Source organism: Kluyvera georgiana ATCC 51603 (assembly GCF_001654985.1).
In the GTDB taxonomy this organism is placed as follows: domain Bacteria; phylum Pseudomonadota; class Gammaproteobacteria; order Enterobacterales; family Enterobacteriaceae; genus Kluyvera; species Kluyvera georgiana.
In genome coordinates this window covers 1-25,019 of the sequence record NZ_LXEU01000052.1, presented here as the reverse complement: position 1 = coordinate 25,019, position 25,019 = coordinate 1, and the positions used below count along the sequence as shown (strand labels likewise).

Sequence of the window (25,019 nt, the reverse complement as noted above, 5' to 3'; positions counted from 1 at the left end):
TAGCTAAAGTTTTGCAGGAGTCTCCGGGTGAAAAACCGCCAACCCTGGGTGCAGCCGCTCAGCCAATTACCGCTCAGTTTAAAACCGATTACCGCCATGCAGCGCAAGCACTATGGCGAGGTCCTCAATCCCACGCGCTGGTGGGGGCGCATGCCGCGCCTGTTCTGGCTGGTGGCGCTGTTTGTCGGCTATCTGGAACGCAAAAAAGCGCGTCTTGCGCCGACGCTGCGCGCGCTGCTGATGACCCGCGTATCCCAGCAGTGCGACTGCGCGTTCTGCATTGACGCCAACAGCTTGCGCCTGGCGCAGCGCTGCGGGGCGATGGATAAGGTGCTGGCGCTGGAGGCGTGGCGCACTTCGGCGCTGTTTACCCCGGCTGAACGCGCCGCGCTGGATTACGCCGAGGCGATGACCGCCACGCCGCCGCGAATCTCTGAGGCTCAAAAGCAAGAGTTACACTGTCACTTTAACGATGCGCAGATAACGGAAATGACGGCGCTGGTGGCGTTTCAGAATTTATCCGCGCGCTTCAACGCCGCGCTGGAGATCCCCTCGCAAGGGCTGTGTTCGATGAGAGAAAAAACCGATGCTTGATAAACACCTGCACCCACGCCTGAAGCCGTGGCTTAACCGCGCCGCGCAGGCTTTGGATAAGCCCGGCGTGTCGGCGGATGGCATTACGCTGGTCGGTTTTGCTATCGGCGTACTGGCGTTGCCGTTTCTGGCGCTGGGATGGTATGGCGCGGCGCTGGTTGCCATTATTGTTAATCGTCTGCTGGATGGTCTGGACGGCGCGATGGCCCGCCGTCGCGGGCTGACCGACGCGGGCGGTTTTCTCGATATCGCGCTGGATTTTCTGTTCTACGCGCTGGTGCCGTTCGGCTTTATGCTTGCCGACCCGGCGGCCAACGCGCTGGCTGGCGGCTGGCTGCTGTTCGCTTTTATGGGCACCGGTAGCAGTTTTCTGGCCTTTGCCGCGCTGGCAGCGAAGCATCAGATCGATAATCCGGGCTACGCCCATAAGTCGTTTTACTATCTTGGCGGCTTAACCGAGGGGACAGAGACTATCCTGCTGTTTGTGCTGGGCTGTCTCTTTCCGGCGTGGTTTGCGTGGATGGCGTGGATTTTCGGCGCGTTGTGCTGGCTCACAACCTTTAACCGGGTGTGGGGAGGATACATGACGCTGAAAAATCTTCAGCGTCATGAAAACGTGGATTAACGTGAACTTTCCGGGCCGCGATCGCCGGTGGCAACCGGGTTTTTCGGATTGCCGCTCCACTCATACCAGCCGCCGTCGTAGACGCTGACGTTTTTCCAGCCCATTGCGCGGGCATACATGAAGGTCTCCGAGGCGCGCCAGCCGGTACCGCAGTAGAAGGATACCTGCTGGTCTGGCGTGATATTCCAGGATTTCCACATCGCCGCGATATCATCTGCGCTGCGCATCGTGCCGTCCGGGTTATGGAAGTCTTCCATATGGGTGGAGTCGCTCCCCGCGTGGCCCCAGCGTGCGCCTGCAATGTCACCTTTTGGCTTGATATAGCTATAGCCGCTGGTGGTGCCGATAAACTCCGGCCACGAACGAATGCTCACCAGCGATGCGTCCTGACGATGCAGTAGACCGCGCGCCTGTTCCATATCCAGCATCAGCTGTGGTTGTGCCGGGATAGTCACGCCGAAATCCGGCTCAGGTTTCACGTCTTTTGCTAAGCCGCGCTCGACAGGCAGACCGGCATCCGACCAGGTTTTCCACCCGCCATCGAGCAGACGTACGTCTTTAACACCGGCATACAGCATAATCTGCGCCACGCGCGCTGCGGCGTAAACGTCGCGACCATAGAGGATCACGGTCGTATCATGACGAATGCCGTGTTTCGCCAGCATCGCTTTCAGCTGGGCGTCGGACACTTTATTCCACAGCGGCTCGCTTTCCACCTCGTTGGTGTCGATATAGCCTGCATTCGGAATATGGCTGACCAGATAGAGCTTCGGCGCGCCCCAGGCGGCTTCAATCACCTTATAGTCGCCCGCCGGTTTCGCCGGAACGTCTTTCCCCTGTTGCAGGTCGTGCAGCCACTGTGGATAAACCAACTGTTCGAAGTGCGGCAGCTTTTGCAGACGCTCGGGCTGTTGCAGCGCGTCGCTCAGGGTGGAGATATTGGTGTAGCCCGCTTCTTTCAGGCGCTTAGCCACCGCGTCGTTATCTTTGCTGTCGCCGTAGAGGGCAATGTCAGTCTCTTTTTTCAGCTGGTGCTGCTGCGCCCAGGCGATCAACTGTTCGTTGTTCATGGCGGAAAGCCAGCTGGCAGAGAGGTTTAGCGCCCCCGGCTCATGCCCCTGCGGGCCGTTCGCCTGCTGCGGCCAGCCGTTGTAGAACGCGCTCAGACGCGTATCGATGGCGGTGCCTTTTTGCTGGAGCAGATGGGTGAAGGTCAAGGTTTTTGCCGTTTCAGCGGCGAAGACAGAGGAGGCGAGGCCAAGAGCAAGGGCCAGCGCGGTCAGTTGAGAAACACGTTTCATCAAATCGTCCGACGAGGATAAAAGGAGCGTCATTTTGAACCTCCGGTGAAAGAAAAACCTTGCGTTAACGCAGTTTTTCCCGCGTCAACGCCAGTTTGCGAGCTGCAGACAGCGGCCGCCTGGCGGGACGTCATCCGGGTCGTGGGTGACCTGTACCACCGGAATATGCTGCTGCTGGAGTTCGCTAAACACCCACTGGCGAAAGCTGCCGCGTAGCTGTTGGTCAAGGCGGCTAAATGGTTCATCCAGCAGCAGCGCATCAGGCTGTGCCAGCAGGGCGCGCAGCAGGGCGACGCGGGCGCGCTGGCCGCCGGAAAGCGTAGCAGGGTCACGAGCGTAAAAGCCAGACAGTTCGGCATGTTCCAGCGCCTGCTCAACCCGCATTTGACGGGTATCCCGGGCAACGCCTGCCGGTAGCGCAAGACGTAAATTCTGCCCTACGCTCAGGTGATCAAACAGCAGCGCGTCCTGAAACAAAATGCCGATGCGTCGTTTTTCGGTTGGCAGCGTATCGGTACGTTTATCGTTAAGCCACAGTTCGCCGCGTGCGCGAAATGCGCCATCCAGTGCGCCCACCATCCAGGCAAATAACGTGGATTTTCCGCAGCCAGAAGGGCCCATTAGCGTCACAATTTCGCCGGGTGGAACGCGAAAGTTCACCGCACGCAGCAGCGGCTGACCGGCTAGCGTGAGCGTCAGATTCTGCACCAGCAACATTAGCGTAGTCCTCGTCGAAAATGGCTGATGCGCCGTGCCAGCAGCGCGGTCAGCAAGAAAAAGATTATCGGCAACAGCAGTTGCCACAGCGCCTGGGCGGCTAATGTATCGGTGGCACCGCCGCTGCTCAAGGCGACCGCTTCGGTCGTAAGCGTTGGTATTCGTCCGCCGCCCAGCCACTGGGTAGGCAGATACTGGGCGATACTGACGGAAAATCCCACCGCCAGCGCAGAGAGCAAAGGGCGGATAATCAGCGGGCATTTCAGCTGCCAGAATCGGCGTAGACGACCCCAGCCGAGCGTTTGCGCCAGCAGTATCTGGCGTGGGTCAATTTGCTGCCAGGCGGGCCGCAATACGAACAGCATCCACGGCACGACCCACAACAGATGCCCCCACAGCACGGCACTGAACTGGCCGTCAAACCAACCGTACAGCGCCAGCTGATACTGCCCGGCGGCCAGCGGCAGCGCGGGCAATACCAGGGGAAGAGAAAGCCAATGCTGATGTCGCGTCGGGCCCCATTCCAGCCAAACCAGGCAGACGGCGCCGCCGATGAACGCCGACAGCAGCGCCAGCCACAGGCTGTTGGCGAGGGTTTCGGGGGCAGGCAAGGTGCTGTTCGCTAACCCCAGCAAAAACACAACGCACAGCAGCCCGCATAGCGGCAGCACCAGCCCGACGATTCTACCGGGTAACAGGGGGAAATGTGGGTGGCGAATACCGTTCAGACGCGGCGTATGTCCCCGCCAGATACGCCACAACAGACTGGTCGCCGCGGCTAATACAGCGAGGATCGCCAGCAGCAGCAGACAGGCCAGCCCCCCTTTAGCCTGAACATCTGGGTCAGCGTCATTCAACCATCGCCAGGCCAGTACCGAGAGCGTAGGCGGGTTACCGGGGCCAATGATCGTCGCCACGTCCACCACCGACAGCGTCCAGGCGGTGGTGGCCAGCAGCGCGACGCGCAAGGACGGCATCAACGCCGGGAGGATCACGCAGGTCAGGCACTGACCGCGTCCGTAGCCAAGGCTTTGAAACACGATTACCTGCTGCGCCAGCCGCCTTTCACCGAGCAGCGCCCAGCACACCCACAGCAAAAAGCCGCACTCTTTCACCGCCAGCACCAGGCCGAGCCCGATGCCGTAACGATCCTGTACAGGCGTCAGCGTCGGCAGCAGGCGGTACAGCGTGCCACCTTCGGCAAACAGCAGCAGCGCGCAGGTAGCGAAAGCGACGTGCGGTAGCGCCAGCAGCCACGGCAGGCGTGAGGAAAGCCGTTGCCAGGCGGGGGAGGGCCAGAGGGAGGTGATAAGCAGCAGCGTCAACAGCAGCGCGCCGCCGACGGCGATAAGCGTTGAAATCAACGTTGCCGCCACGGCCTGCGGCAGCTGCGGGTCGGACAGCAGCTGTTGCCAGTGCGTCAGCGACAGTGCTGGCGTGAGGAGGATACCCGCAGCTGGCAGCAGGGGCAGATAGATGATCAGCATCATGCCCCAGCACAGCAGTATTAATGCGTACCGTAACGGCGCAGCCATTCCTGCTCCAGCGCGTTAACCCATGCCGCATGCGGTTCAGCCAGTACCGGCGGAGTATTTTCCGGCATCAGGGCTTGCAATGTTTTTTGCTGTTCAGCGTCAAGCTTTGCCGGATCCAGCACGCTGGGGTCGCCCCAGATCGCAGGGTCGGCTTTACGCAGCTGCGCCGCAGGCGACAGCAGGAAGTTTGCCACCACCTGCGCCCCGGCGCTGGCGGAGGCGTTGGCCGGGATGGTGACAAAGTGGACGTTGCCGATCATACCGTTGCTAAAGCCGAAGCTGTAGCTATCTTTCGGCAACTGGCCTTTCGCCACCTTTTGCTTTGCGTGCATCGGGTTAAAGGTCAGCGACAGGCGCAGAGTGCCGTTGGCCAGCATGGTGTCCATCCGCGCTGGCGACGGCGGGAAATCTTTGCCGTTACGCCACAGCAGCGGATGCAACTGGTCGAGGTAGGCCCACAGCGGGGCGGTGACGGCGACGAACGTTTTCTCCTCCGGCGGCTGTTTCAGCGCCTCGGGTTGGCCGGTGAGGTCAATCAACAATTGCTCCAGCAGCGCAGTACCGGTGAAATCCGGCGGGCGCGGATAGGTGATGGTACCGGGATGCGCTTTGGCAAACTCAAGCACCGCCTGCGCAGAGCGGGGTGGCTGCGGCGTTTGCTGTTGACGAGCGATAAAGGTCAACTGTGCGCTGCCCCAGGGGGACTCAGCGCCTTCGACCGGCACGGAAAAATCTTCGCGGACGGGTTTACTGACGTCGACATAGCGCCAGTTCGGCAACTGCTCTGCCCAGCCGGTATGCAGCAGGTTGGCTTCTTTCAACGTGCGGAAGTTCTCGCCGTTGACCCACAACAGATCGACTGAACCGTTGGTTTTACGCCCGGCGCGGGCTTCGGTCTGGATACGCTTCACCGTATCTGCCGCGTCGGCGATGTGTACAATGCGCAGATCAATCGCGTAATCGCGCTTGACTTCGCCGCTGACCCAGTCCAGGTAGTGGTTGACCGCCTCGTCGCCGCCCCAGGCGTTAAACCAGACGGTCTGGCCTTTGGCTTCCTGTTCAATCTGCGACCAGTCGGCAGCAGCGGCGGTGAGCGAACAGAGCGATAACAGCCCCAGCAGGCCGTTACGCAGCTGTCGACGGGTTTTGCCGTGATAGCGCATCAAGGTTTCCTCTTTTGGCGTTCGTGGTAGAACGTCTTAGCGACAAAAATAACGATAGTCAGTGCGAACAGAATAAATAGCCCGGTCACCAGCCAGAACGTGCCGCCGGTGAGTAGGCTGCCAACCCACGAGTAAACAATCGTCGCGGGAAGCTGCCCGAGACCGGTCGCCAACAAAAAGTGGCGAAAACGCAGAGAAGTCAAACCCGCGGCGTAGCTCACCGGATCGAACGGTACGAACGGCAGCAGGCGGCAGATAAGGATCGTGTGTTTACCGTAGCGATCGAAAAAACCGTCGACGCTCTTGAGCACCGTTTTCCCGGTCAGTTTTTCAACCACGCCGCGCCCCATCAGGCGGGCGATATAAAAACAGAGCGCCGCCCCGACCATCGCGCTGCTCCAGGAGAGCACGCCGCCCCAGAAGGCGCCAAACAGCGAGGCGTTGGCGAAGGTGATCAAAAATGCAGGCAACGGCGCGGCAATGGCCTGGAAAATCATCAGCAGAAACGACACCACCGCGGCCTGCGAGCCATAAGAGTGAATAAAGCGCTCGATGCCTTGTTGATCGAGTGCCAGAAATGCGCCCAGGCTATTGTGGACGAAAAGGTTAACGCTCGGTATCCACCACCAGGCCAGCAGCAGGGCGATAAAAGCCGCGACGAGCAGCGCGCGGGCGTACCAGATAGGTTTCATTCACCGTCCTCGACAGGAAGCGTGACGCGTTTATGGCGTGCATAGCCTTTTGCCGCCTGTACCAGCGCAAACAGCGCCAGCCCCGCAAGGCTCAGCTTAAGGATGAAGGCGAGGGTGATGCCGTCCGTCGCCAGTTCGCTCGCCATCAGGGTATAAATAAAGATCCCCGGTAGGGTGGTGAGCGCGGAGATCAGCGTATACGGCCAGAAGCGGATGGCGGTTAAGCCGTAGGCGTAGTTTTGAATATTGTATGGAAACAGCGGAATCAGGCGGGTGAGAATCAGAAAATCAATCCCGGATCGCCCGATCCCGCGCTCAATGGCCTGAAAGGTGTGCGTATGTCCGACGTATTTCAGCAGCAGCGCCCGCCCCAGCCAGCGCGCCAGCAAGAACGACAGCGCCGAGGCGACGGTGGCGGCAATCAGCGACAGGAGGGTGCCGAGCCACGGGCCAAACACGATGCCGCCTGCCAGCACCAGCACGCTCCCTGGCAGCAGACAGACCGTGGCGAGAATAAACAGCGCGATATAGAGCGCGTAGCCGAGCGTACCGCTGGCCTGCACGGTATCCTGCAGACGGCGTAAATGGGTTATCAGGTCAATGAGACCAAAGGTGTGAATCAAAAAGAAAAGCAGGCTGATAACAACAGCCATGAGCAGGAGCTTAGCGACTGTGCGGTACCGACTTCTTTTGCATGGGGTCCTCCTGCCGGGAAGAAAAGGTGCGCGCGACGTTATTATACATTCGCGAGTCCAGCAAGAGTTTAGCGCCTGTTTATTGATTTTGCTCAGAATTATTTGGGTAGCCCTGCGCGGACTACCCAGGATAACGCTTACTTAAAGGTTGCCCACACCGGCGCGTGATCCGACGGTTTTTCCATCGCGCGAATTTCGTAGTCGATGCCGGTTTCCACGCAGTGCGCCGCCAGCGGGGTGCTAGCCAGCAGCAGATCTATACGCAGACCGCGGTTGTCATCAAACCCTTTGGAACGATAGTCAAACCACGAGAAGCGGTCGTGGGTTTCCGGGTTGGCGTTACGGAAGGTATCCACCAGGCCCCAGCCCAGCAGGCGCTGCATCCACTCGCGTTCTTCCGGCAGGAACGAACACTTACCGGTGCGCAGCCAGCGCTTGCGGTTCTCTTCGCCGATACCGATGTCGAGGTCGGTCGGGCTGATGTTCATGTCACCCATAATCAGCACCGGGTTCTCTTTACTCAGGCGGGTTTCCAGGTAGTCCTGCAGATCCTGATAGAATTTGGTTTTGGCCGGGAATTTGGTTTCGTGATCGCGGCTGTCCCCCTGCGGGAAATAGCCGTTAATCACCGTGACGTTACCAAACGGCGACGGCACTTCGGCAATGATAATGCGGCGCTGGGCATCTTCATCATCGGTCGGGAAGCCGCGATAAACGGCAACCGGCTCGGCTTTTGTCAGCATTGCGACGCCGTAGTGGCCCTTCTGACCATGGTAGAAAATGTGGTAACCGAGTTTTGCGACCTCTTCAAGCGGAAACATGTCGTCGTGAACCTTTGTCTCCTGCAGGCCAATCACATCGGGCTGATGCTTTTCGACGATGGCTTCCAGTTGATGAGGACGGGCGCGCAGGCCGTTGATATTAAAAGAGACAAATTTCATAGTCGTCGCCACTTTGCAGAATGAATTGTGACGGGATAGTAGCAGAATTTAACGTTCCCCGCTGCCTTCCCCCAGCGGTATGACCGATTTCTTTTATTGCCGCTGCCGTCCTGACGAGCAAAATTTGCACCAGATTGAGGCAATCTGCGCCGTTATGAGGCGTAAATCTACGATAAATTTCGCAGTCGATCACAAATCCAGAATGATATTTTGCTGATGCATAATATTTCTTAATTTCCCTCTGCAACATCGCTGTATGTCATTAATATTCACTTTATATGCAAGTTTAGTGAATAATAACGACTTGTAAGTCATTGATATTTCGTCAACGCCCTGCGTTTATGCACTTTTTCTCCTCGCTGGCACGAACCGTGCAATCTACATTTACAGTGAAATGCACTCAATTAATTAACAAAAAATAAACCATTTATTTACCTGTCGAGGTCGCTATGTCTCAGTCAATCAGCCGTCAAGATTTTGATCAGTGGATGATGCCGGTTTACGCACCGGCACCGTTTATTCCGGTACGCGGTGAGGGCGCCTGGCTGTGGGATCAACAGGGTAAAGGCTATGTCGATTTTGCGGGGGGGATTGCCGTGAACGCACTCGGGCACGCCCACCCGGCGATGATCCGCGCGCTGACCGAACAGGCGGGGAAATTCTGGCATACCGGGAACGGTTACACCAATGAACCGGCGCTGCGGCTGGCGAAACAGCTGATTGACGCCACCTTCGCCGATCGCATCTTTTTCTGTAACTCGGGCGCGGAGGCTAACGAAGCGGCGCTGAAGACGGCGCGTAAATATGCCCATGATCGCTTTGGCAGCCACAAGAGCGGCATCGTGGCGTTTAAAAACGCATTTCATGGCCGCACGCTGTTTACCGTGAGCGCCGGGGGACAGCCCGCCTACTCACAGGATTTCGCGCCGCTGCCGCCGGATATTTGCCACGGCGTCTACAACGACATCGACTCCGCCCGAGTACTGATTGACGACGATACCTGCGCGGTGATTGTGGAGCCTATCCAGGGAGAAGGCGGCGTGATCCCGGCATCGCTTGAGTTTTTGCAAGAGCTGCGCGCGTTGTGCGATCGCCACCACGCGGCGCTGATTTTTGACGAGGTACAGACCGGCGTGGGGCGCACCGGTGAGCTCTATGCCTATATGCACTACGGCGTCACGCCGGACCTGCTCACCACGGCAAAAGCGCTGGGCGGCGGATTCCCGATCGGCGCGCTGCTGGCGAGCGAAGCCTTTGCCAGCGTAATGACGGTGGGCACCCACGGCACAACCTACGGCGGCAATCCGTTAGCCTGTGCGGTCGCCGGCGAGGTACTGTCGATTATCAACACCCCACAGGTGCTCAACGGCGTGAAGCAGCGCGAGCAGTGGTTTAAAGAACGGCTGCAGGCGATTAACGCGCAGTTTGGGCTGTTTAAAGAGATTCGCGGCGTCGGCCTGCTGATTGGCTGCGCGCTGCGCGATGAATATGCCGGTAAGGCCAAACAGATAAGCCTGTTGGCCGCCGACGAAGGGCTGATGGTGCTGATTGCCGGGGCCAACGTGGTGCGTTTTGCTCCGGCGCTTATCGTCAAAGAAGAGGATGTGACCCTCGGTCTCAACCGCTTCGCCGCCGCCTGTGAACGTTTTGTCGCGGGAGAGTCATCATGATGATTATCCGTCCGGTTGGGGCTGGCGATCTCCCCGGCCTCTTGACCCTGGCAGGGGAAACGGGCGGCGGGCTGACCTCGCTGCCCGCCGATGAACAGACGCTGGCGGCGCGTATCGCCCGCTCGCAGGCGACCTGGCAGGGAACGTTGCCGCGCGGTGACCAGGGGTACGTTTTCGTGCTGGAAGATACCCGCAGCGGCGCGGTGGTCGGTGTTTGCGCTATCGAAGTGGCGGTCGGGATCAACGACCCCTGGTACAACTATCGGGTAGGGACGCTGGTGCATGCCTCGAAGGAGTTAAACGTCTATAACGCGCTGCCAACGCTGTTTTTGACCAACGATCACACCGGCAGCAGCGAACTGTGTACGCTGTTCCTTGACCCCGCATGGCGCAAAGAGAGCAACGGTCATCTGCTGTCATCCTCGCGCTTCTTATTTATGGCTGCCTTCCGCGATCGCTTCAACAATAAGGTGGTGGCGGAAATGCGCGGTGTGATTGACGAACATGGCTACTCGCCGTTCTGGGAAAGCCTGGGAAAACGCTTCTTCTCAATGGAGTTTGCCCGCGCCGACTATCTGTGCGGTACCGGCCAGAAGGCGTTTATTGCTGAACTGATGCCAAAACATCCGATCTACACCGATTTTCTCAGTGAAGAAGCCCGCGCGGTGATCGGGCAGGTTCATCCGCAAACCGCGCCTGCGCGAGCCGTGCTGGAGAAAGAAGGCTTCCGCTATCGCGATTATGTCGACATTTTTGACGGCGGTCCGACGCTGGAGTGCGAAATTGACCGGGTGCGCGCGGTGCGCAAAAGTCGCCTGGTGACGGTGACAGAAGGAGAGCCCGGCGGTACAGAGCTGCCGCTTTGCGTGGTCGCGAATGAACAGTATCAGCACTATCGCGCCATGCTGGTGCACGCCGACCCGGCGGGCGAAACCCTGACGTTAAACGCTGAGCAACTGGATGCCCTGAACTGCCATCCGGGCGATGCGGTTCGCCTGGTCCGCCTGTGCCCTGAGGAGAAAAAAATATGAGCCTATGGATTAATGGGAAATGGCTGATCGGCGAGGGGCCGCGTCGTCAACGGACCAATCCGGTTAGCGGCGAAACGGTATGGCAAGGGCACGATGCCAGCGCCCTCCAGGTGGAGTCCGCCGTAGATGCGGCCCGGCAGGCCTTTCCGGCCTGGGCGAAGCGCGCGTTCAGCGAACGTCAGCAGATGGTTGAAACGTTTGCCAGTCTGCTGGAGGCAAATAAAGCGGCGCTGACGGAGACTATCGCCCGCGAGACGGCGAAACCGCGCTGGGAAGCGGCGACCGAAGTGGCGGCGATGATCAATAAAATCGCCATTTCCGTGAAGGCTTATCATAGCCGGACCGGCGAAAGCCATGCCGATATGGCCGATGGCGCGGCGACGCTGCGCCATCGGCCACACGGCGTGCTGGCGGTGTTCGGCCCCTATAATTTTCCCGGTCATCTGCCGAACGGCCATATCGTTCCCGCGCTGCTGGCTGGGAATACGCTGGTGTTTAAGCCCAGCGAACTGGCGCCGGACTGCGCCCTGGCCGTCGTGAAGCTCTGGGAACAGGCGGGGCTGCCGCCGGGGGTACTCAATCTAGTGCAGGGCGGGCGTGAGACCGGTGAAGCGCTGAGCGTCCAGCCGGGCCTCGACGGCATGTTGTTCACCGGCAGTTCCGCGACCGGTTTCCATCTGCATCGCCAGCTTGCCGGGCAGCCGCAAAAAATGCTGGCGCTGGAAATGGGCGGCAACAATCCGCTGATCGTTGATGAACCCACGGATATCGATGCCGCGGTGCACCTGACCATTCAATCGGCGTTTATTACCGCCGGGCAGCGCTGTACCTGTGCGCGCCGGCTGCTGGTCAAGCGCGGCGCGCTGGGTGATGCTTTCTTGCAGCGGCTGGTGGAGGTGAGCGGGCGCATAATTCCCGCGGCCTGGGATGCCGAGCCGCAGCCGTTTATTGGCGGGCTGATCTCGGCGCAGGCGGCAGAGCGCGTGCATCAGGCCTGGCAGATGCAGGTGGAACATGGCGGCGTGACGCTGCTGGCACCGCGTTTGTTACAGCCGGGTACCTCGCTGCTGACGCCGGGAATTGTTGAGCTGAGCGAAGCGCATGATATTGCCGATGAAGAGGTGTTCGGGCCGCTGCTGGGCGTCTGGCGCTATGATGATTTCGACCAGGCTATCGCGCTGGCCAATGCAACGCGCTATGGGCTGTCCTGCGGGCTGATTTCGCCGGAACGGGATAAATTTGAGCGCCTGCTGCTGGAAGCGCGGGCCGGTATCGTGAACTGGAATAAACCGCTAACCGGGGCGGCCAGCACCGCGCCGTTTGGTGGCGTCGGCGCCTCCGGCAACCATCGTCCGGGGGCCTGGTATGCCGCTGATTATTGCGCGTGGCCGATGGCCAGCCTTGAAGCACCGACGGCAACCTTGCCGGCGACGCTCAACCCGGGGCTGGATTTCCAGCGCGAGGTGCCATCATGAACGCCTGGGAGGTGAATTTTGACGGCCTGCCGGGGCTAACGCATCACTATGCCGGATTGTCGTTTGGCAATGAGGCCTCGACCCGCAACCAGTACCAAATTTCGAACCCGCAGCGGGCGGCGAAGCAGGGGGTGCTGAAAATGAAGGCGCTGGCGGATGCCGGTTTTCCGCAAGGCGTGATCCCACCGCAGGAGCGACCGAACGTGGCGCTTCTGCGCCAGCTTGGTTTTAGCGGCCGCGATGAGCAGGTGGTGGCGAAAGCTGCCGCACAGGCACCGGAACTGTTGAGCGCGGCCAGTTCGGCGTCGGCAATGTGGGTCGCGAACGCGGCGACGGTATGCCCCTCGGCGGATGCCTTAGATGGCAAGGTGCACCTGACGGTCGCCAACCTCAGTAGCCTGCTGCACCGCGCGAGCGAAGCGCCGACGACTCAGGCCGTGCTGCAGGCCATATTTGCACATCCGGCGCATTTTGCCGTACACGGTCCGCTGCCATCGGTGGCGGCGCTGGGCGACGAAGGGGCGGCGAACCATAACCGGCTGGGGCGTGACTATGGGCAGCCGGGGACGCAGCTGTTTATCTACGGTCGCGATTCGCTGAACGCGCGTCAGCCGCAGCGCTATCCGGCGCGCCAGACGCGTGCCGCCAGCGAGGCGGTGGCGCGCCTCAATCAGCTCAACCCTCATCAGGTGATTTTCGCTCAGCAAAACCCGCAGGTGATCGATCGGGGCGTGTTCCACAACGATGTGATCGCCGTCAGTAACCGACAGGTGCTGTTTTGTCATGAACAGGCGTTTGTCGATCAGCCGGGACTGCTGCGCCAGCTGGCGCAGAAAGTACCGGAGTTTATGCCGATTGAGGTTCCCTCCTCGAAGGTGACGGTTGCCGAAGCGGTGGAGACCTATTTGTTTAACAGCCAACTGCTCAGTAAACCCGACGGCAGCATGTTGCTGGTACTGCCGGGCGAAGCGCAGGAGCACCCGCGCGTCTGGCGTTACCTCAACGCGCTGCTGGCGCAGGATAATCCGATTGACGAACTGAAGGTGTTCGACCTGCGCGAAAGCATGGCCAACGGCGGTGGGCCTGCGTGTCTGCGCCTGCGGGTGGTGTTGACCGAGGATGAGCGCAGGGCGGTGAACCCGGCGGTGATGATGAACGATACGCTATTTGCCACACTCAATGACTGGGTCGACTGCTATTACCGCGATCGGCTGACGCAGGCCGATCTCGCCGACCCGCAGCTGCTGGTGGAAGGGCGCGAAGCGCTGGACAGGTTGACCCAGATTTTACAGTTAGGATCGATCTACCCTTTTCAGCGCTAAGGAGGCGGCATGAAACAATTTCTGGCGTTGACGCTAGCGGGGAGGTTACCGCCGCAGCCTGAGGGTGAGACGGCAAGTTTTCACTGGGAGTGGCGTGAGGCGGGCGTATTGCAACTGACGCCGCATCGCCCCTGTTCGCGGGCAATGGTGCTGTCAGCGGGGATTCACGGCAACGAAACCGCGCCGGTTGAAATTCTCGATAACCTACTGGCCGCACTGATAAGCGGCAAGCAGACGCTACGCTGGCATTTGCTGGTGGTGTTGGGTAACCCGCCAGCGCTGCGCGATAACAAACGCTATCTGCACAGCGATCTCAACCGGATGTTTGGCGCCCGTTGGCGGCATTTCCCGGTGAGTGATGAAACCGTGCGTGCCGCCAGCCTCGAGCAGACCGTGGCGGCGTTTTATCAGCGCTGCCCGGCTGAGACGCGCTGGCATCTCGATATGCATACCGCCATTCGCGGTTCTCATCACCCGCGTTTTGGCGTATTACCGATGCGAGAGACCCCGTGGGATGCGGAGTTTTTACGCTGGCTGGGCTCGGCGGGACTGCAGGCGCTGGTGTTTCATCAGGCGCCGGGGGGAACGTTTACCCATTTTACCTGCGAGACGTTTGACGCGCTGTCCTGCACGCTGGAGCTGGGTAAGGCTCGCCCTTTCGGACAAAACGATCTTAGCCAGTTCGCGCTGGTTGAGCGACAGCTGGCGAATTTGCTGGCGGGGGAATCTGGCGGTGGGGCAGCATCGACGCCCCTTTACTACCGGGTGGTGCAGCAGATTACCCGCCGCAGCGCGGACTTTCGGCTGCATATGTCAGCGCAGACGCTGAACTTCACGCCTTTCGCAAAGGGGACTCTGTTGGCGGAAGACGGTGATACGCGCTACGTGGTGGAATCGGCCTGTGAGTATGTCTTGTTCCCCAACCCGGACGTGGCGTTGGGGTTGCGTGCTGGCCTGATGTTAGAACGTTGCCCGCCTGCGATATAGCGAACAAAGCCGCACAACTCAGCGTTGCGGCTTTTTATTTTTGCGTCTGAAGGTATTACGGATTATTCCTGGAATATCGCTTTATTAATAATCGACCCTGCTTTATAATTTTGAAAAATTCCCTTGTTAATCATTGTATTGAATATTTTCATTGCAACTCTCCACACTTTATCCTTAATTTCATCATAATTGGCGAAAAATTGTTTTTTACACTTTCATTGTTTTACTCACGCTCTGATTAATTGACGATAAACCCCGTAAAGTTAATCTCGTCAACACGGCAATGCGCCGTCAGAATAACTGAAAGTAAGGACTTGATGATGAAAAAATTAACTGCACTGTTTGTTGCTTCTACTCTGGCTCTGGGCGCGGCTAATCTGGCTCATGCGGCAGACACAACCTCTACGACCACCACTACCGCCGACGCCACGCAGCCAGCCGGTAAAATGATGCATCATCACAAAGGTAAGATGGGCCCGCGTCACGATATGATGTTCCAGGGGCTGAACCTGACCGATGCGCAGAAACAGCAGATTCGCGACATTATGAAAGACAACCGCGAACATATGAAACGTCCGCCGCAGGAAGAGATGCGCGCCATGCATGACCTGATTGCCAGCGACAGCTTCGATAAAGCGAAAGCGGAAGCGCAGATTACGAAGATGGAGGAGCAGCATAAAGCCATGATGCTGTCTCGTCTGGAAACCCAGAACAAGATTTACAACATCTTAACCCCGGAACAGAAAAAGCAGTTTAATGCTAATTTTGAGAAGCGTCTGACAGAACACAAAGCGCCAGAAGGTAAAATGCCTGCTGCGCCTGCCGAATAATCCACTCGGCACACTGTCTTAAGACCGCCGAAGTTGCTCATAAATGCCAAAAGGCCATGGGCAGCTCCGGCGGTTTTCTTCTTTATTTCTTCCAGAAATCATCAAACACGGTAATCGGCGGACGGCGCTTATGCTCGGTCTTCAGATACCAGCCTTCGATGGTCTTCGCCAGCTCTGGCGCCAGCGCTTTGCCTTCCAGATAATCGTCAATATTGTCGTAGGTAACGCCCAGCGCCACTTCGTCTGGCAGAGAAGGGCGGTCATCTTCAAGATCGGCGGTGGGGGCTTTCTTATAAAGATGCTCCGGGCAGCCGAGGGCGGCCAGCAGCTGTTTGCCCTGGCGTTTATTGAGACGGAAGATCGGGTTAATGTCGGTGCCGCCGTCGCCGTACTTCGTAAAGAAGCCGGTGATGGCTTCCGCGGCGTGATCGGTGCCAACCACCACGCCGTGGGTCATGCCAGCAATGCTGTACTGGGCTTTCATACGTTCGCGGGCTTTTTCGTTGCCGCGAACAAAGTCGCTCAGCTCGATACCCGCTTCACGCAGCGCCTGCTCGCTGGCCAATACGGCACCTTTAATATTTACGGTCAGCACGCGATCCGGCTGGATGAAAGCAATCGCGTCCTGGCAGTCCTGTTCGTCGGCCTGAACGCCGTAGGGCAAGCGTACAGCGATAAACTGCAGCGCGCTATCGCCGCTTTCCGCCCGCAGCTCATTGATGGCCTGCTGGCACAGTTTACCGGTCAGGGTAGAGTCCTGGCCGCCGCTGATGCCCAGCACCAGTGATTTGATAAACGGATAGGTCTTCAGGTATGACTTAAGAAAATCCACGCTGCGACGGATCTCTTCTTGTACCTCAATCTGCGGTTTTGCGCCGAGCGCCTGAATAATTTCTTGTTGTAATGCCATTTACCCCTCCGGAATGTAGTGTGCCAGCCTTGCCGTTAGCCCATCAGAACAAAGTGTTAAAGCTACCTCTTTGACGGTAAAACGACAAGGATCACAGTTTTGACTGCGGTAAATTAATCCGATTTTTCGGTCCTGATGAGATTGATTTCGGCGTATTGGTTGATAAATAGCAATATTTATCCCACGCTTATTACACATTGAACGAAAGGAGAGGGAACATGAATAAAAAAGTCGTAGGGCTTCTGGGCGCCGCCACCGTGCTGGCAATGCTGGCGGGTTGTACTGCATACGATCGTACTAAAGATCAGTTTACTCAGCCGGTGGTCAAAGATGTTAAAAAAGGGATGAGCCGTTCACAGGTAATGCAAATTGCCGGCAAACCGTCTTCTGAAGTCACCATGATTCACGCTCGCGGCACCTGCCAGACCTATATCCTGGGTCAACGAGATGGTAAAGCGGAAACCTACTTTGTGGCCCTTGATGAAACTGGCCACGTCATCAACTCTGGCTACCAGACATGCGCCGAGTACGACACGGACCCGGCTGCCGCTAAGTCATAATCGTGTATTTATAGGACGCCTACGAAAGCCCGACCTCAGTGTCGGGCTTTTTTATCAGATCTGATGCTTATTTCTTGTCGCGAATTATTTTGAGCAAAATGTGAAGACAGTCAAAACCGAAGGTCAATGAGAGACAATTTTTGCCTGTTAAGAATTATCGGTAGGCAAATTGTTGCCGTATACTCAATGCATAAACAGAAGATAACTCATCTGTTACATACGAGGGTAGTGGGCACATGGAACATTGCCCGGTGATGACAGATTTCACAAGTTGAGGAAGCGTGAATGGAAAAGAAACATATCTATCTTTTTTGCTCTGCAGGGATGTCCACGTCACTGTTGGTATCTAAAATGCGAGCGCAGGCTGAGAAGTACGAAGTTCCGGTAGTGATCGAAGCATTCTCCGAAACGTTTGCGGCAGAAAAAGGGCCGGAAGCGGATGTGATTTTACTCGGTCCACAAATTGCTTATATGTTGAACGATATTAAAAAGATTTTACCGAACAAACCGGTCGAGGTAATTGATTCAACGCTGTATGGCAAGGTCGATGGTTTAGGTGTGCTTAAGGCAGCTGTTGCTGCAATTAAAAAAGCAGCTGCGCAGTAATTTTATTATTTTTCCCGTCAAAGAGTTATTTCATATTTAATCGCCGCAATTTTGTTGCGGCCCTTTAAGGGTATTTTCTATGAGTAAAGTGATCGATTCGCTTGAAAAGGTACTCCTTCCTTTTGCTGTTAAAATAGGAAAGCAGCCACACGTTAACGCAATTAAAAACGGTTTTATTAAATTAATGCCGCTGACCCTTGCGGGGGCCATGTTTGTATTAATTAACAACGTTTTTCTGAGCTTTGGCGAAGGTTCATTCTTCTATTCAATGGGCATTCGTCTGGATGCATCAACCATTGAAACTTTAAACGGCTTTAAAGCCATCGGCGGTAACGTTTATAACGGTACCTTAGGCATTATGTCGCTGATGGCGCCTTTCTTTATCGGTTCAGCGTTAGCGGAAGAGCGCAAAGTTGACCCGATGGCCGCAGGCCTGATTGCGATTGCCGCGTTTATGACCGTTACGCCTTACAGCGTAGGTGAAGCCTATGCCGTTGGCGCAAACTGGCTGGGCGGGGCGAACATCATCTCCGGTATCGTTATTGGTCTGGTGGTAGCCGAGATGTTCACCTTTGTGGTGCGCCGTAACTGGGTTATCCGTCTGCCGGATAGCGTACCGGGCTCGGTTTCCCGCTCCTTCTCGGCGGTTATTCCTGGCTTTATCATTCTGTCCATCATGGGGATCGTTTCCTGGGCGTTGACCCACTGGGGAACCAACTTCCACCAGATCATTATGGACACCATCTCTACGCCGCTGGCCTCGATGGGTCACGTTGTGGGCTGGGCTTACGTTATCTTTACTTCGCTGCTGTGGTTCTTTGGTGTACACGGCTCCCTGGCGCTCTCCGCGCTGGACAGCGGCATCATGACCCCATGGGCGCTGGAAAACATCTCTCTGTACCAGCAGTACGGTTCGGTTGAAGCTGCGGTTGCCGCAGGCCACCAGTTCCATATGTGGGCGAAGCCGATGCTCGACTCCTACATCTTCCTGGGCGGTACCGGTGCGACTCTGGGTCTGATTATCGCTATCTTCATCGCCTCTCGTCGTGAAGATCACCGTCAGGTGGCGAAGCTGGCTCTGCCATCAGGCCTGTTCCAGATTAACGAACCGATTCTGTTTGGTCTGCCAATCATCATGAACCCGGTTATGTTTATCCCGTTCATCCTGATTCAGCCGCTGCTGGCCGCCATCACCATGACGGCGTACACCTTAGGGATTATCCCGCCGATCACCAACGTGGCGCCGTGGACAATGCCGACCGGTCTGGGTGCATTCTTTAACACCAACGGCAGCGTAACCGCACTGATTCTGGCACTGTTCAACCTGGGTATCTCAACGCTGGTCTACCTGCCGTTCGTGATTATCTCGAACAAAGCGCAGGCCACTATTGAAGAAGAAGAAAGCGAAGAAGACATCGCTGAATCGCTGAAGTTCTAATGCCAACGCGGTATGGAGCCGGTCTCCATACCGCCCTCAACAAAAAAGGAATAAATATGTTTGATCTGGATAATGTCGTTGCTGAGGACGTGCAGGAAAACGATCTCGAAGAAGTGGTGATGGGCCTGATTATCAACTCCGGACAGGCGCGTAGCCTGGCCTATGCTGCACTGAAGCAGGCGAAACAGGGGGATTTTACCGGCGCGAAAGCGACTATGGAACAGTCCCGCGTTGCCCTGAGCGAAGCGCACCGTGTACAGACCCAGCTGATTGAAAGCGACGAAGGCGAAGGCCGTATGAAGGTGAGCCTCGTGCTGGTTCATGCGCAGGATCATCTTATGACGTCAATGTTAGCGCGCGAGCTGGTTGCTGAATTGATCGAACTTCACGAGAAGGTACAATAGGCTTTTCCCTATGAGGCAACCTAAGATGATCACCATGGAAATCAACACCGCCCGAGAACAACAGCTCTTTAACGGTAAGAATTTTCATGTCTTCATCTACAACAAAACGGAAAGCATCAGCGGGCTGCACCAGCATGACTACTACGAATTCACTATCGTACTGACCGGGCGCTACTATCAGGAGATAAACGGCAAACGGGTTATGCTGGAGCGGGGAGACTTTGTGTTCATCCCGATGGGTTCACATCACCAGAGCTTCTATGAGTTTGGTGCGACGCGAATCCTCAACGTCGGGATCAGCAAAGATTTCTTCGATACCCACTATCAGTCGCTGGTTCCCTTTGCGCTGGTTGCTTCGCAAGTCTATTCGATTAAAAGCACGTTTCTTAGCTATATCGAGTCCGTTATTTCGTCGCTTCACTTTCGCGAAACGGAATTTGACGAATTTATTGAACTGGTTTCCTTCTACGTGATTAACCGTTTACGCCATCACCGTGAAGAACAGGCGCAGGATGTGACGCCGCAGTGGTTAAAATCCACTGTCGAAGCCATGCACGATAAATTAAAGTTTGGTGAAGGCGCGTTGGAGAATATGGTCGAGTTATCCGGGAAAACCCAGGAATATTTAACCCGAGCCACCCAACGCTATTATGGTAAAACGCCGATGCAGATTATTAATGATATCCGCATCAACTTTGCCAAGAAACAGCTGGAAATAACGAATTACTCGGTGACCGATATCGCGTATGAGTCAGGTTATAGTAGCCCAAGTTTGTTTATTAAAACTTTTAAGAAGCTGACCTCATTCACACCGAGCAATTATCGCAAACAGCTGACGATTATCAAATAACGCGCTGTGGAATAACGCCGCAGCTTTGAATTAAAGACTTTAACTATCCACGTATAATGTGGAGGGTAACCCACGTTTACTTGTGGATCACGAGGGAGAAAAAGATGAGCCAGAAATTAAAAGTCGTCACAATTGGTGGTGGTAGCAGCTATACGCCGGAATTACTGGAAGGTTTTCTCAAACGTTATCACGAACTGCCGGTCAGCGAACTGTGGCTGGTTGACGTTGAAGATGGCCAGGAAAAGCTGGATATCATCCACGCCCTTTGCCAGCGCATGGTGGAAAAAGCCGGCGTACCGATGAAGGTCTATAAGACGCTGAATCGCCGCGAAGCGCTCGAGGGTGCCGACTTTGTGACCACGCAGCTGCGCGTTGGCCAGCTCAAAGCCCGTGAGAAAGATGAACGTATCCCGCTGAGCCATGGTTACCTGGGGCAGGAAACCAACGGCGCGGGCGGCCTGTTTAAAGGTCTGCGTACCATTCCGGTCATTTTTGACATCATTAAAGATGTCGAAGAAATTTGCCCGAACGCGTGGGTTATCAACTTTACCAACCCGGCGGGGATGGTGACCGAAGCGGTTTATCGCCACACCAATTTCAAACGTTTTATCGGCGTATGCAACATTCCAATCGGCATGAAGATGTTCTTCACCGACGTTCTGCGCCTGAGCGAGAAAGACGATCTTTCCATCGATCTGTTCGGCCTGAACCACATGGTTTTCGTGCGCGATGTGCTGGTCAACGGCGAGTCTCGTTTTGCTGAACTGCTGGACGGCGTGGCTTCCGGTACGCTGTCGGCGAACACCGTGAAAAATATTTTTGATATGCCGTTTAGCGAAGGTTTGCTGCGTTCTCTGAACCTGCTGCCGTGCTCTTATCTGCTGTACTACTTCAAGCAGAAAGAGATGCTGGCTATCGAAATGGGCGAGTACTACAAAGGCGGCGCGCGCGCGCAGGTGGTGCAGAAGGTCGAGAAACAGCTGTTTGAGCTGTACAAAAATCCGGATCTGAACGTCAAGCCGAAAGAGCTGGAACAGCGTGGCGGAGCCTATTACTCCGATGCGGCATGCGAGGTGATTAACGCTATCTACAACGATAAGCAGACTGAACACTACGTGAATATTCCGCACCACGGCCATATCGACAACATTCCGGCGGATTGGTCGATTGAAGTCACTTCCATCCTGGGCCGTGACGGTGCGAAACCGCATCCGCGCGTCACGCATTTTGACGAGAAAGTGCTGGGTCTGATCCATACCATCAAAGGCTTTGAAATCGCGGCCAGTCAGGCAGCGATCAGCGGTGAATTTAACGATGTGCTGTTGGCACTGAACTTAAGCCCGCTGATCCACTCTGATAAAGATGCAGAGATTCTGGCGCGCGAACTGATTCTGGCCCATGAAAAATGGTTGCCGAACTTCGCTGCCACCGTGGAGAAACTGAAACAGTGACAGGAGGCATGATGGAACGTTTGTTAATCGTGAACGCCGATGATTTTGGCCTGAGTAAAGGGCAGAACTACGGCATCCTCGACGCCTGTAAGAACGGACTGGTCACGTCCACCACCGCGCTGGTTAACGGCGCGGCTATTGACCACGCGGCTCAACTGAGCCGCCGTACGCCAGAGCTGGCGGTAGGTATGCACTTTGTGCTGACGCTGGGTGAACCGCTGACGCCGATGCCGGGACTGGCCCGTGATGGCAAGCTCGGTAAGTGGATCTGGCAGGTGGCCGAGGAAGATGCGCTACCGCTGGAAGAGATTGAACGCGAGCTGGCGTGTCAGTATCAGCGGTTTGTCGACCTGTTCGACGCTGAGCCGACACATTTTGACAGCCATCACCATGTGCACATGATCCCGCAGATCTTCCCGCTGGTGGCCGAGTTTGCAAAATCCAAAGGCATTGCGCTGCGGATTGATCGCACCGTCCCGTATCCGTTTGCCATCCCGGAAGGGCTGCGCAGCAGCGAAGGGTTTAGCAGTGAGTTCTACGGTGAAGCTATCTCTGAAGCCCTGTTCCTGCAGGCGCTTGACGCCTCGACCGCGCGCGGTGAAGCCTCGCTGGAAATGATGTGCCATCCGGCATTTGTCGACAACACCATTATGGGCAGCGCCTATTGCTACCCAAGACTGGCGGAGCTGGACGTCCTGACCTCTGCTTCGCTGAAATATACCATTGCGGAGCGGGGCTATCGCCTCGGCACTTACCGCGACGTGTAATCTGTTGTGTTACCCCTCAACCCTTTGCCCGGCAGCGACCCTGCCGGGCTTTTTTGTGTATGACGATCGCTGGCGAATGCTGCTATTATAGGGGTTTACCGCTTTGTCTTACTGATTGTGAATTTAACTGCTTATGAAACCGCTTCGCCAACAAAATCGGCAGATTATCAGCTACGTACCGCGCACCGAACCCGCTCCCCCCGATCACGCCGTGAAGGTTGAAGGCTTTCGCGATGTGTGGCTGCTGCGTGGAAAGTACGTCGCGTTTGTGTTGATGGGCAGCGCGTTTTGTCGCTCGCAGGCGTTCAGTATTCCGGAGTCTGCCCAGCGTTGGGCTGTACAGATGCGCCAGGAAGGGGAGATCGACGCTTAATCGCGTTGGCTGGATATAAAAAAACCGCTGAGTCGTCAGCGGTTTTTTTTACTTTAACGGCCTGCTTTAGCGATGCGCCAGTTCGGCATCTTCTTCGCTGTTCAGCACCGTTTTGTCGGTCTGGCGCAGCCACTGGCTGGTCAGGGTGCCGGCAGTCATGGAACCGCTGACGTTCAGCGCGGTACGGCCCATGTCGATCAGCGGTTCCACGGAAATCAGCAGCGCAACCAGCGTGACCGGCAGCCCCATCGCGGGCAGCACGATCAGCGCAGCGAAGGTTGCACCGCCGCCCACGCCCGCAACGCCTGCTGAGCTGACGGTAACCATACCCACCAGCGTAGCAATCCACAGCGGATCCAGCGGGTTAATGCCAACGGTCGGGGCAACCATCACTGCCAGCATGGCCGGGTAGAGACCCGCACAGCCGTTCTGACCAATGGTCGCACCAAAGGAGGCAGAGAAGCTGGCAATGGATTCCGGTACGCCCAGGCGACGGGTTTGCGCTTCGACGTTCAGCGGAATAGACGCGGCGCTGGAGCGGCTGGTGAAAGCGAAGGTCAGTACTGGCCACACTTTGCGGAAATACTTCAGCGGGCTCACGCCGTTGACGCCCAGCAGAATGCCGTGCACCACAAACATGATCAGCAGGCCAAGGTAGGATGCCACGACGAAGCTGCCCAGCTTGATGATGTCTTGCAGGTTAGAACCGGCAACTACTTTAGTCATCAGCGCCAGTACGCCGTACGGCGTCAGCTGCATCACCAGACGTACCAGCTTCATTACCCAGCCTTGCAGGGTGTCGATAGCGGTCAGCACGCGCTGGCCTTTCGGTTCATCATCTTTCAGCAGTTTCAGCGCAGCCACACCCAGGAACGCGGCGAAGATAACAACGCTGATGATAGAGGTTGGGTTAGCGCCCGTGAGGTCTGCAAACGGGTTTTTCGGCACGAATGACAGCAGCAGCTGCGGTACGCTCAGGTCAGCAACTTTGCCCACATAGTTGCTTTGAATGGCGTTCAGACGTGCGGTTTCGGCGGTGCCCTGAACCAGACCTTCAGCGGTCAGGCCGAACAGGTTAGTCACCAGCACGCCAACCAGCGCGGCGATAAGCGTGGTAAACAGCAGGGTGCCGATGGTCAGCACGCTGATTTTACCCAGCTGAGAGGCATTATGCAGACGGGCTACCGCGCTCAGAATGGAGGCGAAGACCAGCGGCATGACGATCATTTGCAGCAGTTGCACATAGCCGTTACCGACCACGTTAAACCACTGGATAGAGTCCTTCAGCACCTGGCTATCGGAACCGTAGATCAGCTGCAGCGCCAGGCCAAAGACCACACCGATAACCAGGCCGACCAGCACTTTTTTGGCCAGGCTCCACTGCTTGTGACGCGTTTGCGCCAGCGCCAGCAGTAATACGGCGAACACAATTACGTTCGCGACTAGTGGAAAGTTCATCCCCGTTCTCCTGAAGTTTTTTTCACGCCGTTCGCGGCGATTTTGTGTTGCCGCGGCGGGTGTCTTTTTAGGACAAACCCGTAAAGATTTGTCTGGATGTGAGAAGGTTAACAGAACTGAAATGGTACGCTTATATCCAAATGGAATGGATTATGCCAAAAATGCGATCTTCGCCGAATTATTGCTCAGCCCGGCGATGAATGAAGCGATTAAAGTCGGTTTGTAGCGAATTTATCATCGACGATGACCAGCGTATGGCGCTGTTTTCCGGCAGCGACTGCGGCATGAACACGGCGTAGGCAAACAGCGCCATACACAAAACGCGTTCCAGCTGGTTACCTTTACGCGGTGCGAGAATCGGCAGACGAAAACGCCAGCGGCAGGGCCACAGCAGCGGGACGCCCGCTGGCGTGAGCATGTCGGCGAGAATGTGGCTCAGATAGCCCAGCACCATCCCCTGTAGGGCATCGGCGGGGACGATCCAGCTGTCCGGCACTTTCAGATAGAAAAGGGTCAGAGCGGCAAAGACGGCGAGCAGGCTGTGGGTAAAACCGCGATGGCCAAACATTCGCGCAATGGGTTTAGAAAGCCAGCTTAGCCGTTGCCCCAGGAAAGAACGCGGGT

The 25,019-nt window shown here is 56.7% G+C and carries 27 protein-coding genes; 16 read left to right on the top strand and 11 right to left on the bottom strand.

The window, feature by feature from the left end:
* The first annotated feature begins 27 nt into the window (after nt 1–27).
* Nucleotides 28–594: a carboxymuconolactone decarboxylase family protein gene (locus tag M989_RS13735; RefSeq protein ID WP_064546214.1), complete on the top strand. Its 567-nt coding sequence runs from the start codon at nt 28–30 to the stop codon at nt 592–594.
* The gene (locus tag M989_RS13730) at nt 587–1,219 is read left to right on the top strand and encodes a CDP-alcohol phosphatidyltransferase family protein (protein WP_064546212.1); all 633 of its coding nucleotides are present in this window, start codon (nt 587–589) and stop codon (nt 1,217–1,219) included. Before M989_RS13735 ends, M989_RS13730 begins: the two co-directional genes overlap by 8 nt.
* Here the strand turns inward: M989_RS13730 and M989_RS13725 are convergent.
* From M989_RS13725 to M989_RS26055, 8 genes are all read right to left on the bottom strand, one after another.
* Complete coding sequence (locus M989_RS13725; RefSeq protein WP_064546235.1) at nt 1,216–2,520, bottom strand: rhodanese-like domain-containing protein; 1,305 nt, start codon at nt 2,518–2,520, stop codon at nt 1,216–1,218. The genes M989_RS13730 and M989_RS13725 overlap by 4 nt on opposite strands.
* 84 nt (nt 2,521–2,604) lie before the next feature.
* Entirely contained in the window at nt 2,605–3,237 is a 633-nt protein-coding gene (locus M989_RS13720) for an ATP-binding cassette domain-containing protein (protein WP_064546210.1), read from the bottom strand.
* Nucleotides 3,237–4,772 (bottom strand): ABC transporter permease subunit, encoded by a 1,536-nt coding sequence (locus tag M989_RS13715; RefSeq protein WP_064546208.1) that lies wholly within the window; start codon nt 4,770–4,772, stop codon nt 3,237–3,239. Before M989_RS13715 ends, M989_RS13720 begins: the two co-directional genes overlap by 1 nt.
* On the bottom strand, nt 4,745–5,935 hold the full coding sequence (locus M989_RS13710; RefSeq protein WP_064546206.1) for an ABC transporter substrate-binding protein: 1,191 nt from the start codon (nt 5,933–5,935) through the stop codon (nt 4,745–4,747). Before M989_RS13710 ends, M989_RS13715 begins: the two co-directional genes overlap by 28 nt.
* Nucleotides 5,935–6,627, bottom strand: a complete 693-nt coding sequence (locus M989_RS13705; RefSeq protein ID WP_064546205.1) for a TVP38/TMEM64 family protein — start codon at nt 6,625–6,627, stop codon at nt 5,935–5,937. Before M989_RS13705 ends, M989_RS13710 begins: the two co-directional genes overlap by 1 nt.
* Nucleotides 6,624–7,280: a TVP38/TMEM64 family protein gene (locus tag M989_RS13700; RefSeq protein WP_064546203.1), complete on the bottom strand. Its 657-nt coding sequence runs from the start codon at nt 7,278–7,280 to the stop codon at nt 6,624–6,626. Before M989_RS13700 ends, M989_RS13705 begins: the two co-directional genes overlap by 4 nt.
* Before the next feature lie 179 nt (nt 7,281–7,459).
* A complete protein-coding gene (gene xthA / locus M989_RS13695; RefSeq protein ID WP_064546200.1) occupies nt 7,460–8,263 on the bottom strand; it encodes an exodeoxyribonuclease III in 804 nt (267 codons plus the stop codon).
* Complete coding sequence (locus M989_RS26055; protein ID WP_164092392.1) at nt 8,244–8,513, bottom strand: hypothetical protein; 270 nt, start codon at nt 8,511–8,513, stop codon at nt 8,244–8,246. The genes xthA and M989_RS26055 overlap by 20 nt, the downstream gene beginning before the upstream one ends.
* Nucleotides 8,514–8,712: 199 nt before the next feature.
* Here M989_RS26055 and astC point away from each other — a divergent pair, with 199 nt between their 5' ends.
* The 6 genes from astC (at nt 8,713) to spy (ending at nt 15,578) form a co-directional block, all read left to right on the top strand.
* Complete coding sequence (gene astC, locus M989_RS13690; RefSeq protein WP_064546198.1) at nt 8,713–9,933, top strand: succinylornithine/acetylornithine transaminase; 1,221 nt, start codon at nt 8,713–8,715, stop codon at nt 9,931–9,933.
* Complete coding sequence (astA, locus tag M989_RS13685; RefSeq protein WP_064546196.1) at nt 9,930–10,964, top strand: arginine N-succinyltransferase; 1,035 nt, start codon at nt 9,930–9,932, stop codon at nt 10,962–10,964. Before astC ends, astA begins: the two co-directional genes overlap by 4 nt.
* Nucleotides 10,961–12,439 carry a succinylglutamate-semialdehyde dehydrogenase gene (gene astD / locus M989_RS13680; protein ID WP_064546194.1) on the top strand — a complete coding sequence of 493 codons (1,479 nt, stop codon included), beginning with the start codon at nt 10,961–10,963 and terminating at the stop codon, nt 12,437–12,439. The genes astA and astD overlap by 4 nt, the downstream gene beginning before the upstream one ends.
* Entirely contained in the window at nt 12,436–13,761 is a 1,326-nt protein-coding gene (gene astB, locus M989_RS13675) for an N-succinylarginine dihydrolase (protein ID WP_064546192.1), read from the top strand. The genes astD and astB overlap by 4 nt, the downstream gene beginning before the upstream one ends.
* A 9-nt stretch (nt 13,762–13,770) precedes the next feature.
* The gene (gene astE / locus M989_RS13670) at nt 13,771–14,748 is read left to right on the top strand and encodes a succinylglutamate desuccinylase (protein ID WP_064546190.1); all 978 of its coding nucleotides are present in this window, start codon (nt 13,771–13,773) and stop codon (nt 14,746–14,748) included.
* 317 nt (nt 14,749–15,065) lie between these two features.
* On the top strand, nt 15,066–15,578 hold the full coding sequence (spy, locus tag M989_RS13665) for an ATP-independent periplasmic protein-refolding chaperone Spy (protein WP_074398797.1): 513 nt from the start codon (nt 15,066–15,068) through the stop codon (nt 15,576–15,578).
* A gap of 82 nt (nt 15,579–15,660) precedes the next feature.
* On the opposite strand, the gene nadE is transcribed toward spy, so the two are convergent.
* Nucleotides 15,661–16,488, bottom strand: coding sequence for an ammonia-dependent NAD(+) synthetase (nadE, locus tag M989_RS13660; protein ID WP_064546187.1), 828 nt, complete (start codon nt 16,486–16,488; stop codon nt 15,661–15,663).
* A 218-nt stretch (nt 16,489–16,706) separates the two neighbouring features.
* Between nadE and osmE the strand changes: the two genes are divergently transcribed.
* From osmE to cedA, 8 genes are all read left to right on the top strand, one after another.
* Nucleotides 16,707–17,048, top strand: a complete 342-nt coding sequence (gene osmE / locus M989_RS13655) for an osmotically-inducible lipoprotein OsmE (protein ID WP_064546185.1) — start codon at nt 16,707–16,709, stop codon at nt 17,046–17,048.
* A gap of 285 nt (nt 17,049–17,333) precedes the next feature.
* Nucleotides 17,334–17,654 carry a PTS sugar transporter subunit IIB gene (locus M989_RS13650; RefSeq protein ID WP_064546183.1) on the top strand — a complete coding sequence of 107 codons (321 nt, stop codon included), beginning with the start codon at nt 17,334–17,336 and terminating at the stop codon, nt 17,652–17,654.
* A gap of 79 nt (nt 17,655–17,733) precedes the next feature.
* Nucleotides 17,734–19,092: a PTS N,N'-diacetylchitobiose transporter subunit IIC gene (chbC, locus tag M989_RS13645; RefSeq protein WP_064546181.1), complete on the top strand. Its 1,359-nt coding sequence runs from the start codon at nt 17,734–17,736 to the stop codon at nt 19,090–19,092.
* Nucleotides 19,093–19,148: 56 nt separating this feature from the next.
* Nucleotides 19,149–19,496, top strand: a complete 348-nt coding sequence (chbA, locus tag M989_RS13640) for a PTS N,N'-diacetylchitobiose transporter subunit IIA (protein WP_064546179.1) — start codon at nt 19,149–19,151, stop codon at nt 19,494–19,496.
* 25 nt (nt 19,497–19,521) lie between these two features.
* The gene (gene chbR, locus M989_RS13635; protein WP_100249979.1) at nt 19,522–20,346 is read left to right on the top strand and encodes a transcriptional regulator ChbR; all 825 of its coding nucleotides are present in this window, start codon (nt 19,522–19,524) and stop codon (nt 20,344–20,346) included.
* A gap of 104 nt (nt 20,347–20,450) precedes the next feature.
* Entirely contained in the window at nt 20,451–21,797 is a 1,347-nt protein-coding gene (locus tag M989_RS13630; protein ID WP_064546175.1) for a 6-phospho-beta-glucosidase, read from the top strand.
* An 11-nt stretch (nt 21,798–21,808) separates the two neighbouring features.
* On the top strand, nt 21,809–22,564 hold the full coding sequence (chbG, locus tag M989_RS13625; protein WP_064546173.1) for a chitin disaccharide deacetylase: 756 nt from the start codon (nt 21,809–21,811) through the stop codon (nt 22,562–22,564).
* Nucleotides 22,565–22,697: 133 nt separating this feature from the next.
* Nucleotides 22,698–22,937: a cell division activator CedA gene (cedA, locus tag M989_RS13620; protein WP_064546171.1), complete on the top strand. Its 240-nt coding sequence runs from the start codon at nt 22,698–22,700 to the stop codon at nt 22,935–22,937.
* 66 nt (nt 22,938–23,003) lie between these two features.
* On the opposite strand, the gene M989_RS13615 is transcribed toward cedA, so the two are convergent.
* Both M989_RS13615 and M989_RS13610 read right to left on the bottom strand, forming a co-directional pair.
* Nucleotides 23,004–24,395, bottom strand: coding sequence for an L-cystine transporter (locus M989_RS13615; protein WP_064546169.1), 1,392 nt, complete (start codon nt 24,393–24,395; stop codon nt 23,004–23,006).
* Nucleotides 24,396–24,573: 178 nt separating this feature from the next.
* The coding region (locus M989_RS13610) for a metal-dependent hydrolase (protein WP_064546166.1) at nt 24,574–25,019 on the bottom strand (446 nt) is incomplete at its 5' end.

Coding starts and splice junctions, on each gene's coding strand:
- M989_RS13730 (WP_064546212.1), top strand. CDS start 587: ATGCTTGATAAACACCTGCACCCACGCCTGAAGCCGTGGCTTAACCGC.
- M989_RS13725 (WP_064546235.1), bottom strand. CDS start 2,520: ATGAAACGTGTTTCTCAACTGACCGCGCTGGCCCTTGCTCTTGGCCTC.
- M989_RS13720 (WP_064546210.1), bottom strand. CDS start 3,237: ATGTTGCTGGTGCAGAATCTGACGCTCACGCTAGCCGGTCAGCCGCTG.
- M989_RS13715 (WP_064546208.1), bottom strand. CDS start 4,772: ATGGCTGCGCCGTTACGGTACGCATTAATACTGCTGTGCTGGGGCATG.
- M989_RS13710 (WP_064546206.1), bottom strand. CDS start 5,935: ATGCGCTATCACGGCAAAACCCGTCGACAGCTGCGTAACGGCCTGCTG.
- M989_RS13705 (WP_064546205.1), bottom strand. CDS start 6,627: ATGAAACCTATCTGGTACGCCCGCGCGCTGCTCGTCGCGGCTTTTATC.
- M989_RS13700 (WP_064546203.1), bottom strand. CDS start 7,280: ATGGCTGTTGTTATCAGCCTGCTTTTCTTTTTGATTCACACCTTTGGT.
- xthA (WP_064546200.1), bottom strand. CDS start 8,263: ATGAAATTTGTCTCTTTTAATATCAACGGCCTGCGCGCCCGTCCTCAT.
- M989_RS26055 (WP_164092392.1), bottom strand. CDS start 8,513: ATGTTGCAGAGGGAAATTAAGAAATATTATGCATCAGCAAAATATCAT.
- astC (WP_064546198.1), top strand. CDS start 8,713: ATGTCTCAGTCAATCAGCCGTCAAGATTTTGATCAGTGGATGATGCCG.
- astA (WP_064546196.1), top strand. CDS start 9,930: ATGATGATTATCCGTCCGGTTGGGGCTGGCGATCTCCCCGGCCTCTTG.
- astD (WP_064546194.1), top strand. CDS start 10,961: ATGAGCCTATGGATTAATGGGAAATGGCTGATCGGCGAGGGGCCGCGT.
- astB (WP_064546192.1), top strand. CDS start 12,436: ATGAACGCCTGGGAGGTGAATTTTGACGGCCTGCCGGGGCTAACGCAT.
- astE (WP_064546190.1), top strand. CDS start 13,771: ATGAAACAATTTCTGGCGTTGACGCTAGCGGGGAGGTTACCGCCGCAG.
- spy (WP_074398797.1), top strand. CDS start 15,066: ATGATGAAAAAATTAACTGCACTGTTTGTTGCTTCTACTCTGGCTCTG.
- nadE (WP_064546187.1), bottom strand. CDS start 16,488: ATGGCATTACAACAAGAAATTATTCAGGCGCTCGGCGCAAAACCGCAG.
- osmE (WP_064546185.1), top strand. CDS start 16,707: ATGAATAAAAAAGTCGTAGGGCTTCTGGGCGCCGCCACCGTGCTGGCA.
- M989_RS13650 (WP_064546183.1), top strand. CDS start 17,334: ATGGAAAAGAAACATATCTATCTTTTTTGCTCTGCAGGGATGTCCACG.
- chbC (WP_064546181.1), top strand. CDS start 17,734: ATGAGTAAAGTGATCGATTCGCTTGAAAAGGTACTCCTTCCTTTTGCT.
- chbA (WP_064546179.1), top strand. CDS start 19,149: ATGTTTGATCTGGATAATGTCGTTGCTGAGGACGTGCAGGAAAACGAT.
- chbR (WP_100249979.1), top strand. CDS start 19,522: ATGATCACCATGGAAATCAACACCGCCCGAGAACAACAGCTCTTTAAC.
- M989_RS13630 (WP_064546175.1), top strand. CDS start 20,451: ATGAGCCAGAAATTAAAAGTCGTCACAATTGGTGGTGGTAGCAGCTAT.
- chbG (WP_064546173.1), top strand. CDS start 21,809: ATGGAACGTTTGTTAATCGTGAACGCCGATGATTTTGGCCTGAGTAAA.
- cedA (WP_064546171.1), top strand. CDS start 22,698: ATGAAACCGCTTCGCCAACAAAATCGGCAGATTATCAGCTACGTACCG.
- M989_RS13615 (WP_064546169.1), bottom strand. CDS start 24,395: ATGAACTTTCCACTAGTCGCGAACGTAATTGTGTTCGCCGTATTACTG.